At 75.3% G+C, this 15,965-nt stretch carries 12 protein-coding genes; 5 read left to right on the top strand and 7 right to left on the bottom strand.

Annotated elements, in window-relative coordinates; translation table 11 throughout:
- Positions 1 to 67: 67 nt before the first annotated feature.
- From ACFC2L_RS13520 to rpsT, 3 genes are all read left to right on the top strand, one after another.
- Positions 68 to 646 (top strand): type 1 glutamine amidotransferase domain-containing protein, encoded by a 579-nt coding sequence (locus tag ACFC2L_RS13520; protein WP_375824813.1) that lies wholly within the window; start codon positions 68 to 70, stop codon positions 644 to 646.
- A gap of 63 nt (positions 647 to 709) precedes the next feature.
- Positions 710 to 1,360: a type II toxin-antitoxin system PemK/MazF family toxin gene (locus ACFC2L_RS13525; protein ID WP_375824814.1), complete on the top strand. Its 651-nt coding sequence runs from the start codon at positions 710 to 712 to the stop codon at positions 1,358 to 1,360.
- A 238-nt stretch (positions 1,361 to 1,598) separates the two neighbouring features.
- Positions 1,599 to 1,859, top strand: a complete 261-nt coding sequence (gene rpsT, locus ACFC2L_RS13530) for a 30S ribosomal protein S20 (RefSeq protein ID WP_047232984.1) — start codon at positions 1,599 to 1,601, stop codon at positions 1,857 to 1,859.
- A 221-nt stretch (positions 1,860 to 2,080) separates the two neighbouring features.
- Here the strand turns inward: rpsT and holA are convergent, their stop codons facing one another.
- The 4 genes from holA to ACFC2L_RS13550 all read right to left on the bottom strand — a co-directional run bounded on the left by holA (position 2,081) and on the right by ACFC2L_RS13550 (position 8,298).
- Entirely contained in the window at positions 2,081 to 3,091 is a 1,011-nt protein-coding gene (gene holA, locus ACFC2L_RS13535) for a DNA polymerase III subunit delta (protein WP_375824815.1), read from the bottom strand.
- 198 nt (positions 3,092 to 3,289) lie between these two features.
- On the bottom strand, positions 3,290 to 5,980 hold the full coding sequence (locus ACFC2L_RS13540) for a ComEC/Rec2 family competence protein (RefSeq protein ID WP_375824816.1): 2,691 nt from the start codon (positions 5,978 to 5,980) through the stop codon (positions 3,290 to 3,292).
- The gene (locus tag ACFC2L_RS13545; RefSeq protein ID WP_375824817.1) at positions 5,977 to 7,248 is read right to left on the bottom strand and encodes a ComEA family DNA-binding protein; all 1,272 of its coding nucleotides are present in this window, start codon (positions 7,246 to 7,248) and stop codon (positions 5,977 to 5,979) included. The genes ACFC2L_RS13540 and ACFC2L_RS13545 overlap by 4 nt, the downstream gene beginning before the upstream one ends.
- Positions 7,249 to 7,416: 168 nt before the next feature.
- The gene (locus ACFC2L_RS13550) at positions 7,417 to 8,298 is read right to left on the bottom strand and encodes a DegV family protein (RefSeq protein ID WP_375824818.1); all 882 of its coding nucleotides are present in this window, start codon (positions 8,296 to 8,298) and stop codon (positions 7,417 to 7,419) included.
- A gap of 84 nt (positions 8,299 to 8,382) precedes the next feature.
- On the opposite strand from ACFC2L_RS13550, the gene ACFC2L_RS13555 reads away from it, so the two are divergent.
- Complete coding sequence (locus ACFC2L_RS13555; RefSeq protein WP_375824819.1) at positions 8,383 to 10,362, top strand: helicase HerA-like domain-containing protein; 1,980 nt, start codon at positions 8,383 to 8,385, stop codon at positions 10,360 to 10,362.
- 58 nt (positions 10,363 to 10,420) lie between these two features.
- On the opposite strand, the gene ACFC2L_RS13560 is transcribed toward ACFC2L_RS13555, so the two are convergent.
- Positions 10,421 to 11,248: an endonuclease domain-containing protein gene (locus ACFC2L_RS13560; protein ID WP_375824820.1), complete on the bottom strand. Its 828-nt coding sequence runs from the start codon at positions 11,246 to 11,248 to the stop codon at positions 10,421 to 10,423.
- Between the two features lie 223 nt (positions 11,249 to 11,471).
- On the bottom strand, positions 11,472 to 14,471 hold the full coding sequence (gene leuS, locus ACFC2L_RS13565) for a leucine--tRNA ligase (protein ID WP_375824821.1): 3,000 nt from the start codon (positions 14,469 to 14,471) through the stop codon (positions 11,472 to 11,474).
- 67 nt (positions 14,472 to 14,538) lie between these two features.
- Between leuS and ACFC2L_RS13570 the strand changes: the two genes are divergently transcribed.
- Positions 14,539 to 14,985, top strand: coding sequence for a YbjQ family protein (locus tag ACFC2L_RS13570; RefSeq protein WP_253050354.1), 447 nt, complete (start codon positions 14,539 to 14,541; stop codon positions 14,983 to 14,985).
- 52 nt (positions 14,986 to 15,037) lie between these two features.
- On the opposite strand, the gene ACFC2L_RS13575 is transcribed toward ACFC2L_RS13570, so the two are convergent.
- Positions 15,038 to 15,694, bottom strand: a complete 657-nt coding sequence (locus ACFC2L_RS13575) for a vitamin K epoxide reductase family protein (RefSeq protein WP_375824822.1) — start codon at positions 15,692 to 15,694, stop codon at positions 15,038 to 15,040.
- Positions 15,695 to 15,965 lie beyond the last annotated feature (271 nt).

The following is a 15,965-nucleotide window of genomic DNA, read 5'->3' on the forward strand; positions in this document are numbered from 1 at the left end:
CGCGAGCCGACCTAGCGTGGAGGACCGGCCGGCCGCACCGGGCCGACCGGTGACGAGAGGAGCGCTCATGGCCCAGGACACCGCGCACCGGACCTCCGGCCGTCACCGCGGCCGTCGCGTGCTGGCGATCGTGACGAACTACGGCGTCGAGCAGGACGAGCTCGTCGTGCCGCTCGAGCACCTGCGCGGCGAGGGGGTGGAGGTCGACGTCGCCGCGGTGTCCGCGGACGACGTGCAGACCCTGGTGGACGACAAGGACCCCGGCCGCACCGTCACGCCGACGCTCACGCACGCCGACGCCGACCCTGCCGAGTACGACCTGCTGCTCGTGCCCGGAGGCACGATCAACGCGGACGCGCTGCGCCTGCAGGACGACGCCGTGAGCCTCGTCCGCGCGTTCACGACCGCGGGCAAGCCCGTCGCGGCGATCTGCCACGGCCCCTGGGCGCTCGTCGAGGCCGCGGCGGTCGAGGGCAAGACCCTCACGAGCTACCCCTCGCTCGAGACCGACGTGCTCAACGCGGGCGGGGCCTGGGTCGACCGGTCGGTCGTGCGGGACGACGAGGGCTACACGCTCGTCACGTCGCGCAACCCCGGCGACCTCGACGCCTTCCTGCGCGAGGTGGACGCCGTCCTCGCCGGCTGAGCCCCCCCGGGGCGCGACGGCGTTCACCCTCGCCGCGCGCCGCCCGGCCGGTAGGGTGCGCGCGTGGCACGCAACCGATGGCTGGGACTACTCACCGACGCGGCACGCGCCGTCGTCTCCGGGCTCACGCGCTCGTCGCAGGGCGGCTCGGGCACGGGCACCGCGGCGACGCGCGCGCCCATGAGGGAGCGGAGGCCCGCGAGCCGGACGCCCTCCCCGCACCCCGGCCCGCGGCCGGCTCCCCCGGCGCGGCCCGGCCCTGCGCGGACCGGAGCCCCGGCCCGGCCCGCGGCGAGCGGCAGCCGGGCCAGCACGTACCCCGGCGACTACGAGGGCCGGGTGCGCGCGCAGTACGCGCCACGGCTCGACGGCGACCCGGACCCCGGCGAGATCGTCTGGACCTGGGTGCCCTTCGAGGAGGACCACACACAGGGCAAGGACCGGCCGGTCCTGCTCGTCGGGTCGGACGGCGCGTGGCTGCTCGGCGTCATGCTCACGAGCAAGGACCACTCGCGCGACGCCGGCGACGAGGCGCGCTGGGGCCGCTACTGGCTCGACATCGGGTCCGGCCCGTGGGACGCGAAGGGCCGCGACAGCGAGGTCCGGCTCGACCGCGTGCTCCGCGTCGACCCGGCCGCCGTCCGGCGCGAGGGCGCCGTCGTCGGCCGCGACGTCTTCGACCGCGTGGTGGCGGGCATCTCGCAGCACCGCTGAGCCGGAGGCCCACGAGAGCTTGGCGCCTCGTTGCGCGACCAGCACCGGTGGGCAATCCGTCCACTGCGATTGGTATTCTCACCAGTGTCACTGGTAGTCTCGTTGGTCGCGTGTCCGCCCAGGTCGGCGGGCACAGCCCCAGCACCTCTCCACGGGTTCCCCACCCCAGTCCCGGAGCTGGAGCCGCCCTCTACGACCTATCCGCTCGCTCCGGCGAACAGAACCAGAGAGTCCACACGTGGCAAACATCAAGTCCCAGATCAAGCGCATCCGTACGAACGAGAAGGCTCGCCTGCGCAACAAGGCGGTCAAGTCCGAGCTCAAGACGTACGTGCGCCGCGTGCGCGAGGCCGTCGCCGCGGGCGACAAGGACGCGGCGAGCACCGCGCTCCAGGCTGCTTCGCGCAAGCTCGACAAGGCGGTCTCGAAGGGCGTCATCCACGCGAACCAGGCCGCGAACCGCAAGTCGGCCATCGCGAAGGCCGTCAACGCTCTCTGAGCGCACGGTTCGCCCGCGTCCGCGTGACACGCTGAACGTCACGACGGCCGCACAGGCTTCCCACGGAGGGGCGCCGACCCGCACGGGTCGGCGCCCCTCCGTGCGTGCAACGGAAGAACACCGGAGTCCGACGAAGTAGAGCCGTGGTCCGGCGCGGTAGAGCCGTGGACCGGCGACAGAGAGCCGTGGACCGCCGCTGAAGACCTCGACGGAGGGCGCGCTCAGCGACCGTGGGCGCGGGCGATGGTGAGGACCGCACGCTCGACGGCGAACACCGGGTCACGCCCGGCGCCCTTGACCTCCGCGTCGGCCTGGGCGACGGCGCTGATCGCCGTGGCGAGCCCCTCCGGTGTCCAGCCCGCGAGCTCGCGGCGCGCCCGGTCGACCTGCCAGGGGGCGAGACCGAGGTCCTTCGCCGTGATCCCCCCGCGGCCGCGCATCGCGCCGACCTTCGCGAGCGCACGGAGCTTCATCGCGAGCGCCGCGACGAGCGGCACCGGGTCGGCGCCGGTCGCGAGCGCGTGGCGCAGGAGCGCGACGGCCTCTCCCGCGTTCCCGGCGACGGCGGCGTCGGCGACGCGGAACCCGGTCGCCTCGACCCGCCCTCCGTAGTACCGGTCCACGACGGCCTCGCTCACGGTGCCGTCCGTGTCCGTGACGAGCTGGCTGCAGGCCGCGGCGAGCTCGCGGAGGTCGTTGCCGACCGCCTCGACGAGGGCGCGCACCCCCGACGCGTCGATGCGTCGGCGGGCGCGGCGGAACTCGGCGGTGACGAACGCGGTCTTGTCGGAGTCCTTCTTGATCGCCTCGACCGCGACGACGGGCGCTCCGCTCGCCTTGATCGCGTCGAGCATGCGCTTGCCGCGCACCCCGCCCCCGTGCACGACGACGACGGTCGTCTCCGGGTCGGCGGTCGGGACGTAGTCCACGACGTCGGCGACGAGCGCGTCCGTCGCCGCCTCCGCGCCCTCGACCACGACGACCTTCGCCTCGCCGAACAACGACGGGCTCGCCGCGACGGTGAGCATCCCCGCCTGGTACGTGGCGCCCTCCATCGTGACCTTCTCGACCTCGGGGTCGCGCTCGCGCGCGAGCCCGACGATCGCGTCCACGGCCCGCTCGGCGAGGAGGGACTCGGGGCCCTGCACCAGCACGACCGGCGCGAGCCGGACGTCGTCCCACGCGAGCGACGGGCCGGCGGACGGGCGGGCGGTGCGGGTCGGCGCGGGCATGGCACCAGCCTCCCACGAGCCACCCACCGCGCGAGAACGCCGCCGCGTGTCCGGACGCCCCGGGCTCGCCGTCCCCGGCCTCGCGGGCTGTGGGCTGTGGGCTCCGGGCTCCGGGCTCCGGGCTCCGGGCTCCGGGCTCCGGGGACCGTCCACCACGGTCCCGGCCGCAGGCTTCCAGGGCGGGGAAGCCCGCGCCGTTCAGCCGCAGCCCGCGGCGGCGAGGACGCCGTCGCGCACGACGAGTGCGAACGTGCCGCAGGTGTCGGTCCGCAGCACCGTCGCGCCGACGCCCCGGTAGAGGTCGAGGGCTCTGTCGGTCGGGTGCCCGTAGGTGTTCTCCCCCGAGCTGACGAGCGCGACCGTCGGGGAGAGCAGCCCGGCGAGGCGGTCGGACTGCGTCGCCGAGCCGTGGTGCGCGACCTTGACGACGTCGACCGGCCCGGAGCCGCGCTGCGCGAGGGTCCGCGCGAGGGCTGCCTGGCCGGCGTCCTCCAGGTCGCCGAGGGCGACGACGTCCATCCCCGCCACGTGCAGGAGGAGCGCCACGCTCGCGTCGTTCGCGCCGCCGTCGGACTCCGTGGCGGCTCCGCCTCGAGAGGGGGCACGGGACGCCGCCGACGACGTGCCCGGTCCTGGTCCGGCGTCCGACGGTCCGCCGCCCACCCCGGCCTGGAGCACCTCCCACCCGACGCCGGCGGCGGTGCCGTCACCACCCGCGCTGCCGACGGTCCCCGCCGTCGCCACCTGGACCGGCACGTCCGCCTCCGTGAGCGCGGCGAGCGCCCGCTCGGCCTGCTCCGGGGGATCCGTCGTGGCGGTCACGAGGGCGCGCTCGACCGTCCGGCCGCGGAGGACGGCGTCGAGACCGCCCACGTGGTCGGCGTGGAAGTGGCTGAGGACGAGCAGGTCGACCCGGTCGACGCCCAGCCGGTCGAGGCACCCGCCCGCCGCGGTCCCCGGTGGCCCCACGTCGACGACGACCGCCGACCGGGGCCCGGATCGCAGCACGAGGGCGTCGCCCTGCCCGACGTCGCAGGCGACCGCGGCCCAGTCCGGCGGCACCGGTCCGGCTGTCACGACGAGCGGGCGCACGAGCGCGACGACGAGCACCACCAGGACCACGCCGGCGACCCCGCCCGCGAGGACCTGACCCGGGCTCCGGCGAGGGCGTCTCGGCGCCGCGACCGGCCACGCCGGACGTCCGCGCTCGGCCGACACCCGCCGTCGGGCGACGCGGGCCGCCCGCGCGACGCGGTCGCGCAGGGGTGGCGACGACGCGCGCCGGACGGCACGACGCTCCCCGGCCTCGTGCAGCGCGCGCCACCGCAGCACGACGGCTCGCAGCACGACGGTCCCGAGCGCGAGCAGGACCAGCCCGCCGACGCCTCCGGGCCACGGCAGCCGCGCGCCGGGCAGGCCTGCGAACGCCGCGGCGACGCCCGCGATCCACCCCGTGAAGAGCCCGGCGGCCCACGCGAGCGCGGTCGCCGCGCCCGGCCACCACGGCGCGACGAGGGTGGCGAGGACTCCCAGGACGGTCGCGGGACCGAGAGCCGGGGCCGCGAGCAGGTTGGCGGGGACGGACCACGTGCTCACGCTCGGGTCGAGCAGGACGAGCACCGGGGCGCACGCGGCCTGGGCGGCGACGGGAACCGCGACGACGTGCGCGGCGGCCCGCCCGCACCACGGCGCCATCCGGCGGGCGAGCGGCGTCGTGAGGAGCGCGAGCCCGGCCGTCGCCGCGACCGAGAGGACGAACCCGTACGAGCGGGCGAGCCCGGGATCGAGGACGAGCAGCACGACGACGCCCGCCGCGAGCGCGGCGACGGCGCGCGACGGCCTGCCGAGCGCGATGCCGAGCACCCCGACGGCGCCCATCGCCGCGGCCCGCAGCACGCTGGGCTCCGGGTGGACGAGCACGACGAAGCCGACCATGGCCGCACCCGTGACGACCACGCGCACCCCGCGGGGCGCGCGGGCGAGGACGCACAGGCCGGCCACGCAGGCGACGACGATCGCGAAGTGCCCGCCGGACACGGCCGTGACGTGCGTGAGCGACGTCGTGCGCATCGCCTCGTCCAGGGCGGGTTCGAGCCGCGAGATGTCGCCGACCGCCACGCCCGGGACGAGGCCCCGCGCCTGCGGGCTCAGCCCGTCCGTCGCGTCGAGGAGCCCCCGCCGCATGGCGTGCACGCCACGCAGGAACGCGCCCGGCGGCTCGACGACGCGCGGCGGCCCCTCGGTCCGGAGCATCGTCCGGTCGCCCTGGACGGCGAGCCGGCCCGTCACCACGACGGACGCCCCGTACGCGAGGTCGTCCCAGCCGTCGCCGGGTCCCGTCACGACGACGGTGCCCGCCGCTGCGGTCGTCACGCCGCGCGCGGTGAGCTCGCGCAGGGAGACGCGCACCTCGTGACGGTCGGTGGCGCCCGACCACGGGTTCGTCCGCGGCACGACGGCGGAGCGCACGACCGCGGTGACCCTCGCCGTCGCGCCCTGGCCGGCCAGGTCGGCGAGCGCCTGCCGATCGGCGAGCTGCGCCCCTGCGGACAGGAGCACCGCCGCCACGCACGCGACCACCAGTGCGCCCTGCGCCAGCACGTTCCTGGCCCGACCCGACCGGGCGGGCCGCCTGGGGCTCCCCGGACGTCGTCGGTCTCCCGGCCCCGACGGCGTGCGCGCGACGCCCGGTGAGGTGGCGGTCCGCGGAGCCGTCGGCGTCCCGCGGCGGCCACGTCGTCCTCCGGGCAGCAGCACCCCGAGCGCGACGCCCAGCAGCACGACGGCGAGCGACGCGCCGCGCAGGGCTGCCGTCGGCGTCGTGCCGACCGCGAGGAACGCCGTCCCCCAGGCCGCGAGCGCCGCCGGGACGAGCCGCAGGTCGGTCACACCCGGACGAGGTCGCGCACGTCCGCGAGGACGGCGGGCCCGATCCCGCTCACCTCGCCGAGCTCGTCGACCGTCGTGAACGGACCGTTCTCCTCCCGCCACGCGACGATGCGCTCGGCGAGCACGGGCCCGATCCCGGGCAGCGCGTCGAGCGCCGCGGCGTCGGCCGTGTTGAGGTCGACCGTGCCGTCCGCGGCGGTCCCCGCCGCAGGTGGTGCCGACGCCGCCTCGGGCACCGCCTCACCGGGGCGCGGGACGACGATCTGCTCGCCGTCGGTCACCGTCCGCGCGAGGTTCAGTGCCGCGAGGTCGGCCTCGGCCGTCGCCCCGCCCGCCGCGTCGAGCGCGTCGGCGACCCGTGCGTCGGCGGCGACGGTCACGAGGCCCGGCGTGACGACCTGGCCCACGACGTGCACGACCACCCCGCCCGACGCGCCCTCGGCCCCGGTGCCCGCTCCCCCGCCACCCGCGTCGGCTGCCTCCGCGGCCGCACCGCCGGCCGTCTCGTCGGTGTCCGACGAGGTCGCGGGTCCGGCGTCCGCGCCCGTCGCCGCGCCACCGGTGGGCGCCGCGTCGAGCGGCGCGACCGGGGTGACACCGTCGGACGGGGACCGGAGCAGCACGACCCCGGCCGCGAGGAGGAGCACGACGACGAGCGCCGCGACCGCCACCCGGGGCCGCAGCGCCCACCGGCGGCGCCCCTCCTCGCCGAGCCCGGCGAACCCCGCGTGCGACGTGGGGTGCCCGTACGCCGCCGTGTACGCCGTCGACGCGGTCTGGGCGGCCCTGGACCGCAGGCGGTCGACCGCCTCGGCGTCCGCGCCCCCGAGGGCGGCGGGCTCGCCGTCCCCCGTCCCGGGTTCTCCCGCGAGGTCGGTACGCCGGCCCTCGTCCACGTCCGGACGCGGCGGGAGCCAACCGCCCCCCTGGTCGCCCGAACTCCGCGCCCGACCGCGTCGGTGGCGCTCCGCGCCGTCTGGCGCGGCCGGTATTCCCCGGCGACCGGGAGCCTCTCCGCCGAGCGCGGGTCCCGCGCCGTCGTCCGCGGGCCCGAGCGCCGGCGTCCCGATACCGCCCGGCCACGGACCGACGTCGGGGTCGTCGGGCGGCCCGACCTGCGGGAGCGTCGCGGTCGCCGGGTGCCAGGCGAGCGCGGGTCGCGCGGTCCCGGTCACCGCGCGCAGGCGCTGTCGGACGACCGCACCCTCTCGGGCGGGGTCGCGACCGGGACGGGCGTGCTGACGCGGCTCGGGTCGTGGGGTGCTCACGCCGCGACCGTACGGAGCGTCGGTCGGGAGGATCCCGCTCGTCGAAGGCTCCTGGGGACGGGACGCTCCGTCGACGGCCCTGTGCACGGCCACGACGGGCACGACCTCGCCGCGTACGGAGGACCGACGATTCTCGGCGCGTGTCGAGCCGTCCGCGACGCCCGGGTCTCAGCGCGCGGTCGAGCGGCCCTCGACGCCCGAGCCGCGGTCCGCGAGCTCCGCGACGACGACCGCCAGCACGCCCGGTCCGACGTGAGCGCCCAGCACCGCGCTCACCGGGGTCACCACGACGTCCAGGCCCGTGCGGGAGGTCAGCTCGGACGCGAGCCGGTGGGCGCCGGGCTCGTCCCCGACGTGGTGGACCGCGAGCGCGGGCCGTGTCCGACGCGCCGCGGACTCCACGGCGACCGTCGTCAGCCGCTCGACCGCCGCGGCCTTGGTCCGGACCTTCTGCACCACCTCGATCTTCCCGTCCCGCACGGCCAGCAGCGGCCGTACGCCGAGCACCGTCCCCAGCGCCGCGGACGCCGCGCTGAGGCGGCCGCCGCGGCGGAGGTGGTCGAGGGAGTCGACGAGGAACACGGCGCGGCTCGCGTCGGCGACCTCGATGGCGCGCCGCGCGACGACGTCCGTGCTCTCCCCTGCCGCCGCGGCCCGGGCGGCGGCCTGCGCCGCGAAGCCCAGCCCCATCGCGACGGTCCGGGAGTCCACGACCCGCACCGGGACCGGCGCGTCCGCCGCGGCGAGCGCGGCCGCGTGCACCGTGCCCGAGAGCTCGCCCGAGAGGTGGACGGAGACGATCTCGCGCGCCCCCGCGGCGGCGGCCGCGGCGTACGCCTCGGCGAAGGCGCGCGGCGTCGGCTGCGAGGTCGTGACCCGGCGACCGGCCTGGAGGTGCGCCGCCACGTCCTCGGCGGTGAGGCCCACCCCCTCGAGCGAGGACTCGTCGTCGACGATCACGTGCAGCGGGACTGAGCGGAGCCGCTCGTCGGGGACGGGCGGGAGGGACGCCGTCGAGTCGGTGACGACGTGCACGCGGTGGTCGGTCATGGCCGCGCCACCTTACGGCGCGCGCGGGCCGTCGCGCATCCCGGCCCGGCTGCGCCCCCGCGGTGCCGCCCCTACGATCCGAGCATGGCCGACGACGCCGCACAGTCCCCGACCGAGCTCGCCGCCCTGCGCGCGGCCGCCGCGCAGGCCGCCGCCGAGGCCGCCGAGGCCAGGGCCGCCGCCGCGCAGGCGGCCCTCGAGGCCGCGGAGGCGGCCGCGCAGGCAGGCACGGCTCCCGAGGCCGCGGCTCCCGAGAGCTCCGGCGCGCCGGCGACCGGCGCTTCCGCCGACGCCACGGACCCTGCCGACAGCCCCGAGGCGAGCGGCCCCCGCGAGGGGGCCGCGTCGTCGGGCACCGGACCGAGCGCGGGGGCGGACGCGCCTGCCGAGGAGGCTGCGCCGTCGGGCACCGGACCGCTCGAGGGCTACGCGGCCGAGGTGGCGGCCGGCTACGCGTACCGGGGCGGCACGCTCGCGCTCGGCGCGCTCCTCGAGGGCGAGCCGGGCACCGAGCCGACGCCGCGCGCCGACGTGCAGGTGGGGTTCGCGCTCAGCATGCTCAACCGGCACGGGCTCGTCGCGGGCGCGACCGGGACCGGCAAGACGAAGACGCTGCAAGGCATGGCCGAGGGGCTGTCCGCCGCGGGCGTGCCCGTGTTCCTCGCGGACGTCAAGGGCGACCTGTCCGGGCTCGCCGTGCCCGGCGAGTCGAACGAGAAGATCGTGGAGCGCTCCGCGTCGATCGGGCAGGACTGGGACCCGACGACCTTCCCCGTCGAGTTCTACTCGCTCGGCGGGCTCGGGACCGGTGTACCGATCCGCACGACCGTCACGGACTTCGGCCCGCTGCTGCTGTCCAAGGTCCTCGGGCTCAACGAGACGCAGGAGTCGAGCCTCGGGCTGATCTTCCACTGGGCCGACTCCCAGGGGCTCGCGCTGCTCGACCTCAAGGACCTGCAGTCGACGATCGCCTACCTCACGTCGGACGAGGGCAAGGCGGAGCTCAAGGGCATCGGCGGGGTGTCGAGCGCGACGGCGGGCGTCATCCTCCGCGAGATCGTCGCCCTGCAGGCGCAGGGGGCGGACGTGTTCTTCGGCGAGCCCGCGTTCGCGACGTCCGACCTGCTGCGCACCGCCCCCGACGGCCGCGGCGTCATCTCCGCGCTCGAGCTGCCCGCGGTGCAGGACCGCCCCGCGCTGTTCTCGACGTTCCTCATGTGGCTGCTGGCCGACCTGTTCCAGGAGCTGCCCGAGGTCGGGGACGCGGAGAAGCCGAAGCTCGTCTTCTTCTTCGACGAGGCGCACCTGCTGTTCACGGGCGCGTCGAAGGAGTTCCTCCAGCAAGTGGTGCAGACCGTCCGGCTCGTGCGGTCGAAGGGCGTCGGCGTGTTCTTCGTGACGCAGAGCCCCAAGGACGTCCCCGCCGACGTGCTCGCCCAGCTCGGCAACCGCGTCCAGCACGCGCTGCGCGCCTTCACGCCCGACGACGCCGCGGCCCTCCGCGCGGCCGTGCGCACCTACCCGACGTCCCCCTACGACCTCGAACGCCTGCTGCAGTCGCTCGGCACGGGCGAGGCCGTCGTCACGGTGCTCACGGAGAAGGGCGCGCCGACCCCCGTCGCGTGGACCCGCGTGCGGGCGCCGCAGTCGTCGATGGAGCCGGCACCCGCCACCGTGCTCGAAGGCGTCGTGGCCGCGTCGCCCGGGTTCGCGCGCTACGGCACGGCGGTCGACAACGAGTCCGCGTTCGAGCTGCTGCAGGTCCGGGTGCAGGAGCAGGCCGCGGCCCGCGCCGCCGCCGAGGCGGCGGAGGTCGAGGCCGCAGCGCAGGAGAAGGCGGCGAAGGAAGCCGCCAAGGAGGCCGAGCGCGCGGCCAAGAAGGAGCAGGCCGAGCTGGAGAAGATGCGCGCGAAGCTCGAGCGCGACGCGGCGAAGAGTCGCTCGGGGTCGGGCGGGTCGTCCCGGTCGCGGTCGTCGAGCCCGCTCGACTCGTTCCTCCGCTCCGCCGGCACCCAGCTCGGCCGCGAGCTCACCCGCACCATCTTCGGCACCCGCCGCCGCTGACCCCCACGTGTTGTGGGCGTGAAATGGGCTCGATGTCGACCCCGAAACCCGGCCCATTTCATGCCCGCAAGCGTCTCCCGGCGGTCAGGGCCTGGCGGCGGGCCTCCGCCACCCGGGCGACGAGGTCGTCGGGGAAGCGCAGGACGTCGTCCGCCGTCACGACGAGCACACGCCAGCCGAGAGCCTCCAACGCCTGCTTGCGTCGGATGTCGCGGCGCCAGGTGGCCCGGTCGGTGCGGTGGACGTCGCCGTCGTACTCGATGGCGATGCGGAGCCGTGGATAGGACAGGTCGGGCAGCGCGACGAACCGCCCGACGTCGTCGTGCACCGGGCGGTTCACCTCCGGGCACGGAAGCCCCGACTGGACCAGGAGGAGCCGGGTCCGGCTCTCCATCGTGGAGTCCGTCCCTGGCCTGACGAAGTCGAGCGCCTCCCGGCACGCGACGATCCCCTTCGCCTTGCGCGTCGTCCGGGCGATCTCGCGCAGGGAGCCGACGTCGGTCACGGGCTCCTGGCGCCGCGTCATCGCGTCAGCGAGGACCACGAGCTCGTCGCGGCGCAGGACGCGGGCGAGGTGGACCCAGGTCTGCGGGGCCGTCGTCGTGAGAAGCCCGTCGAGGTTCGTCGTGCGCAGACCGTTCCCCGTGGCATGGTGCGCGACGACGTCCCCTCGCTGCGGACGGGCGGCTCGCCCTGGGGACACGACGTGCACGCGGTCGTCGTCCGCGAGCCGCCACGGAACCTCCACGCCGAGCAGACGGAGCGCGGTGACGTGCCCGAACGCGACGCCGGGGCCGAGGATCAGCGCTGCGGCACGGCACCGCTCGACGATGTCGTCCCGACCGGCCGGGGCCCGTACGCCGTGGTGAGGCGAGACCAGCTTCACTGATCGGAATCGTCGGCGCGACGGCGTCTCCTGCCGATCCCGAACACGAAACGGCACACCGGCGGGCGATCTGTTCGTCATGTGCGCCAGGCTCGCGGGGCCGGTGCACCCCCCACCAGCCCTCGCTGACGATCTGTGGACAACCCCTCGGTTGTGGGCATGAAATGGGCCCGGTTTCGGAGTCGAAACCGAGCCCATCTCATGCCCACAACCGGGTTGGGGGTCAGACGACGATGTTGACCAGCTTCGGGGCGCGGACGATGACCTTGCGGACCTCGGCGCCGTCGATCGCTCGCACGACGTTCGGCTCCGAGAGCGCGGCGGCGGTGAGGTCCTCCTCCGTGATCGACGGCGGCACCTCCAGGCGCGCGCGCACCTTGCCCTTCACCTGGACGACGCACGTCACGGTGTCCTCGACGAGGTAGCGCTCGTCCGCCGTCGGGAAGGGTTCGTGCGCGAGCGAGCGGTCGTGGCCCAGGCGCTCCCACAACTCCTCGGCGATGTGCGGCGCGACGGGAGCGGTCATGAGCACGAGCGGCTCGACGGCCTCGCGCGGCACGCGGTCGAGCGACGTGAGGTGGTTGTTGAGCGTGATGAGCTTCGCGATCGCCGTGTTGGGGCGCATGTGCTCCATCTCGACGCGCACGTCGGCGATGGCGCGGTGCACCGCCCGCAGGGTCGCGGCGTCGGCCGGCTCGTCGACGACCGTCAGCTCGCCGGTCTCCTCCGAGACGACGTTGCGCCACAGCCGCTGCAGGAACCGCTGCGACCCGACGACGGCGCGCGTCTCCCACGGGCGCGACAGGTCGAGCGGACCCATCGACATCTCGTAGACGCGGAACGTGTCGGCGCCGTACTCGGCGTACATCTCGTCGGGCGTGACGACGTTCTTGAGGGACTTGCCCATCTTGCCGTACTCGCGCTGCACGACCTCGCCGTTCCAGCGGTACACGACCTCGCCCGAGCCGTCGGACGCGGGCTCCTCCGTGACCTCGGCGGCCGGCACGTACTGGCCGCGCGCGTCGGTGAACGCGTACGCCTGGACGTAGCCCTGGTTGAAGAGCTTGTGGAACGGCTCGACGCTCGTCACGTGGCCCAGGTCGTAGAGGACCTTGTGCCAGAAGCGCGCGTAGAGCAGGTGCAGCACAGCGTGCTCGACGCCGCCGACGTACAGGTCCACTCCCCCGGCGCGGCCCGCGCTCGGGTTGTGCTCCGGGCCCATCCAGTACCGCTCGAGGCTCGCGTCGACCACGACGTCCTCCGCGCCGCCGTCCCACCGCGGGTCGAGGTAGCGCAGGTAGTACCAGCACGACCCCGCCCAGTTGGGCATGGTGTTCGTGTCGCGGCGGTACCGCTTGGGCCCGTCGCCGAGGTCGAGCGTGACGTTGACCCACTCGTCGTTGCGGCCCAGCGGCGCCTCGGGCGACGAGTCGGCGTCGTCCGCGTCGAAGGTGCGGGGCGCGTAGTCCGGGACGTCCGGCAGGTCGACGGGCAGCAGCGCGTCGGGGATCGCGACGGGCTGGTCGTTCTCGTCCCAGACGATCGGGAACGGCTCGCCCCAGTAGCGCTGGCGACTGAACAGCCAGTCGCGCAGGCGGTACGTCGTGGTCCCCTCGCCGAGGCCCTTGCCGACCAGCCACTCGGTGATGCGACGCTTGGCCTCCGCCACGTCGAGCCCGTCGAGCGACACCTCGTCGTTCGACGACCCGACGGCGACGCCGTCACCCGTGTACGGGCCGGTGAAGTCCTCCGGCAGCCCGCCCTCGGGCTCGACCGTGCGCACGACCGGCAGCCCGAACGCCTCGGCGAACGCGAAGTCGCGCTCGTCGCCGCCGGGGACCGCCATGATCGCGCCCGTGCCGTAGCCCATGAGGACGTAGTCGGCGGTGAAGACCGGGATCGTCTGCCCGTTCACCGGGTTCACCGCGAGGTGCCCGGTGAACACGCCCGTCTTCTTGCCCGCGTCGGCCTGGCGCTCGACCGCCGTCTTCGCGGCCGCCTCCCGACGGTAGGCGGCGACCGCCTCGACCGGCGAGCGGTGCCCGCCGGTCCACGCGCTCGACGTGCCGTCGGGCCAGTGTGCCGGGACCTCGTCGAGCAGCGGGTGCTCGGGCGAGACGACCATGAACGTGGCGCCGAACAGCGTGTCCGGGCGGGTCGTGAAGACCTCGATCTCGCCACCGGACTCCGCCGCGGCGTCGTTCGCGCCGTCGGGCGTGCCGAGCACGGCGAACCGCACCAGCGCGCCCTCGCTGCGCCCGATCCAGTTGCGCTGCATCGCCGTGACCTTCTCCGGCCAGTCGATGAGGTCGAGATCGTCGGCGAGGCGGTCGGCGTACGCCGTGATGCGCATCTTCCACTGGCGCAGGCTGCGCTGGAACACCGGGAAGTTGCCGCGCTCGGAGCGGCCGTCGGCCGTGACCTCCTCGTTCGCGAGGACGGTGCCCAGGCCCGGGGCCCAGTTCACCGGCGACTCGTCCACGTACGCGAGGCGCTGGGAGTCGACGACGGCGCGGCGCTGGGTCGGCGTGAGCGTCGCCCAGTCCGCGCCCTCCTCGACACCGTCCACCCCGCCCGGCACCGAGCGAGCACCGGAGGCGAGCTCGGCCTCGAGCTCCGCGATGCGTCGGGCACGGCCACGGCCGCCGTCGGGGCGCAGCGCGTCCGCGTCGTACCAGGAGTCGAAGATCTGCAGGAAGATCCACTGCGTCCAGCGCACGTAGTCGGGGTCGATCGTCGCGAACGTGCGGCGCGAGTCGTGCGCCAGGCCGAGGCGACGCAGCTGACGACGCATGTTCGCGATGTTCGCCTCGGTCGTCACGCGCGGGTGCTGCCCCGTCTGCACGGCGTACTGCTCGGCCGGCAGGCCGAAAGCGTCGTAGCCGAGCGCGTGCAGCACGTTCTCGCCGCGCATGCGCCGGAAGCGCCCGACGACGTCCGTCGCGATGTACCCGAGGGGGTGCCCCACGTGCAGGCCCGCGCCCGACGGGTACGGGAACATGTCCATGATGAAGTACGGGCTCGCGCCCTCGGGGCCCTGGCCGTCGCCGTCCGTGAGCTCGCCCGTGGGGTTGGCGGCCCAGAAGGTGCCGCGCTGCTCCCAGAGCTCCTGCCACTTGAGCTCGATCTGCTCCGCGAGCGCCGGCGTGTAGCGGTGTGCGGGGCCGCCCGCGGCGGGGGCGTCCGAGGCGTGCGGGATCGAGGCGGTGTCAGGCGTGGTCACCCGGCCGAGTTTACCGGCCGACGGGAGGCACGACGGCGGCCGTCCGGCCCGTGCGAGGATGTGCGCCGTGATCATCGTGACGACCAACGAGGTGCCCGGCTACCGCATCGACGCGGTGCTCGGCGAGGTGATGGGCATGACCGTGCGCAGCGCGAACATCGGCGCGAACTTCGTCGCGTCGTTCCGCTCGATCGGCGGCGGCGAGGTGACGGAGTACACGAAGCTCGTCTACGAGTCCCGCCAGGAGGTCATGCACCGCATGGTCCAGGAGGCGCAGCGCCGCGGCGGGAACGCCGTCGTCGGGATGCGCTTCGACACGGGCGAGATCGCGGCGTCGTTCTCGGAGGTGTGCGCGTACGGCACCGCCGTCGTCGTCACGCCGATCCCGGCGGGCCAGCCCGGCGCGACGGCGCAGTCCGCCCACCAGGCCCAAGGTGCGCCGTCTGCTCCCCCGCAGCCGGGCGGTCACGGATACCCGCAGGACGCCGCGCCGGACCAGCCGGCCTGGCGCTGACGCCGCCCGCACGGACGCGCGTCGCCGAGCCCTCGCCCGGCGGCGGCGTCCGTCAGAACAGCGTCATGATGATGGGGCCCTTGACCAGCAGGATCCACGCGACGAGCGCGACGTAGCCGATCGCCAGGAACAGGTGCCGGTTGCCCACGAGCGTGCGACGCACGCCGTCGCCCGCGGGAAGGTACCCCTCCTGGACGGCGTGGACCACCTGGTACCAGAAGAGCGGCAGCATGGCGAACCACACGACCATGCAGTAGGGGCACATCGCCGAGATCGCGTACATCGTCGTCCAGACGAGGAAGACGATCAGGCCCATGCCGACGGTCGTGCCGCCGAGGAGGGCCAGCCAGTACCAGCGCGGGAGCCGCGCCCCGGCGAGCAGCACGACACCCGTCGTGATGACGACGGGGAAGGCCGCGATGCCCAGCAGCGGGTTCGGGAACCCGAGGAGCGCGCCCTGCCACGAGTCCATCGCGTCGCCGCAGTCGAGCAGCGCGTTGAGGCTGCACGACGGCACGTGGTTCGGGTCCGCGAGCTTGAGGAACTTCTCGACGGCCAGCGCCGCCGAGCCCGCCAGACCGATCGCGCCGGCCACGACGAGCAACCAGCCCATCGCGCGCACGCTGATCGGACGGGGACCGGACGACGGCTGCAGCTCGTCGTCGTGGTCGGCGGACACGCTCGCACCGGCGGTGGCGCTCTTGCTCACGGGGACGCTCCTCGTGGGTCACCGGCTCGCGCCGGACGTGACGGGGCGCACGGCGGTGCGCGCCGGGCACAACCTACCGCGCGCCGCTGGGTCCCGGCTGGGAGTCCGCCGAGGTAAGGCGTGGTCGATCGAGGTAGAGGCGTGGTCGCGTTTCCCGACGGCGTGTGGTCACCCTGGGTGGTCGGGGTGGGTGGTGGTGCCGCGTCTACCATCCGCGCCGCTCGTTCCTCGCGTCGCTCCCGCCGGGCCCGACCACGACGCGGCACCACCA

It is taken from the genome of Cellulosimicrobium sp. NPDC055967 (genome assembly GCF_042269845.1).
Lineage (GTDB): Bacteria > Actinomycetota > Actinomycetes > Actinomycetales > Cellulomonadaceae > Cellulosimicrobium.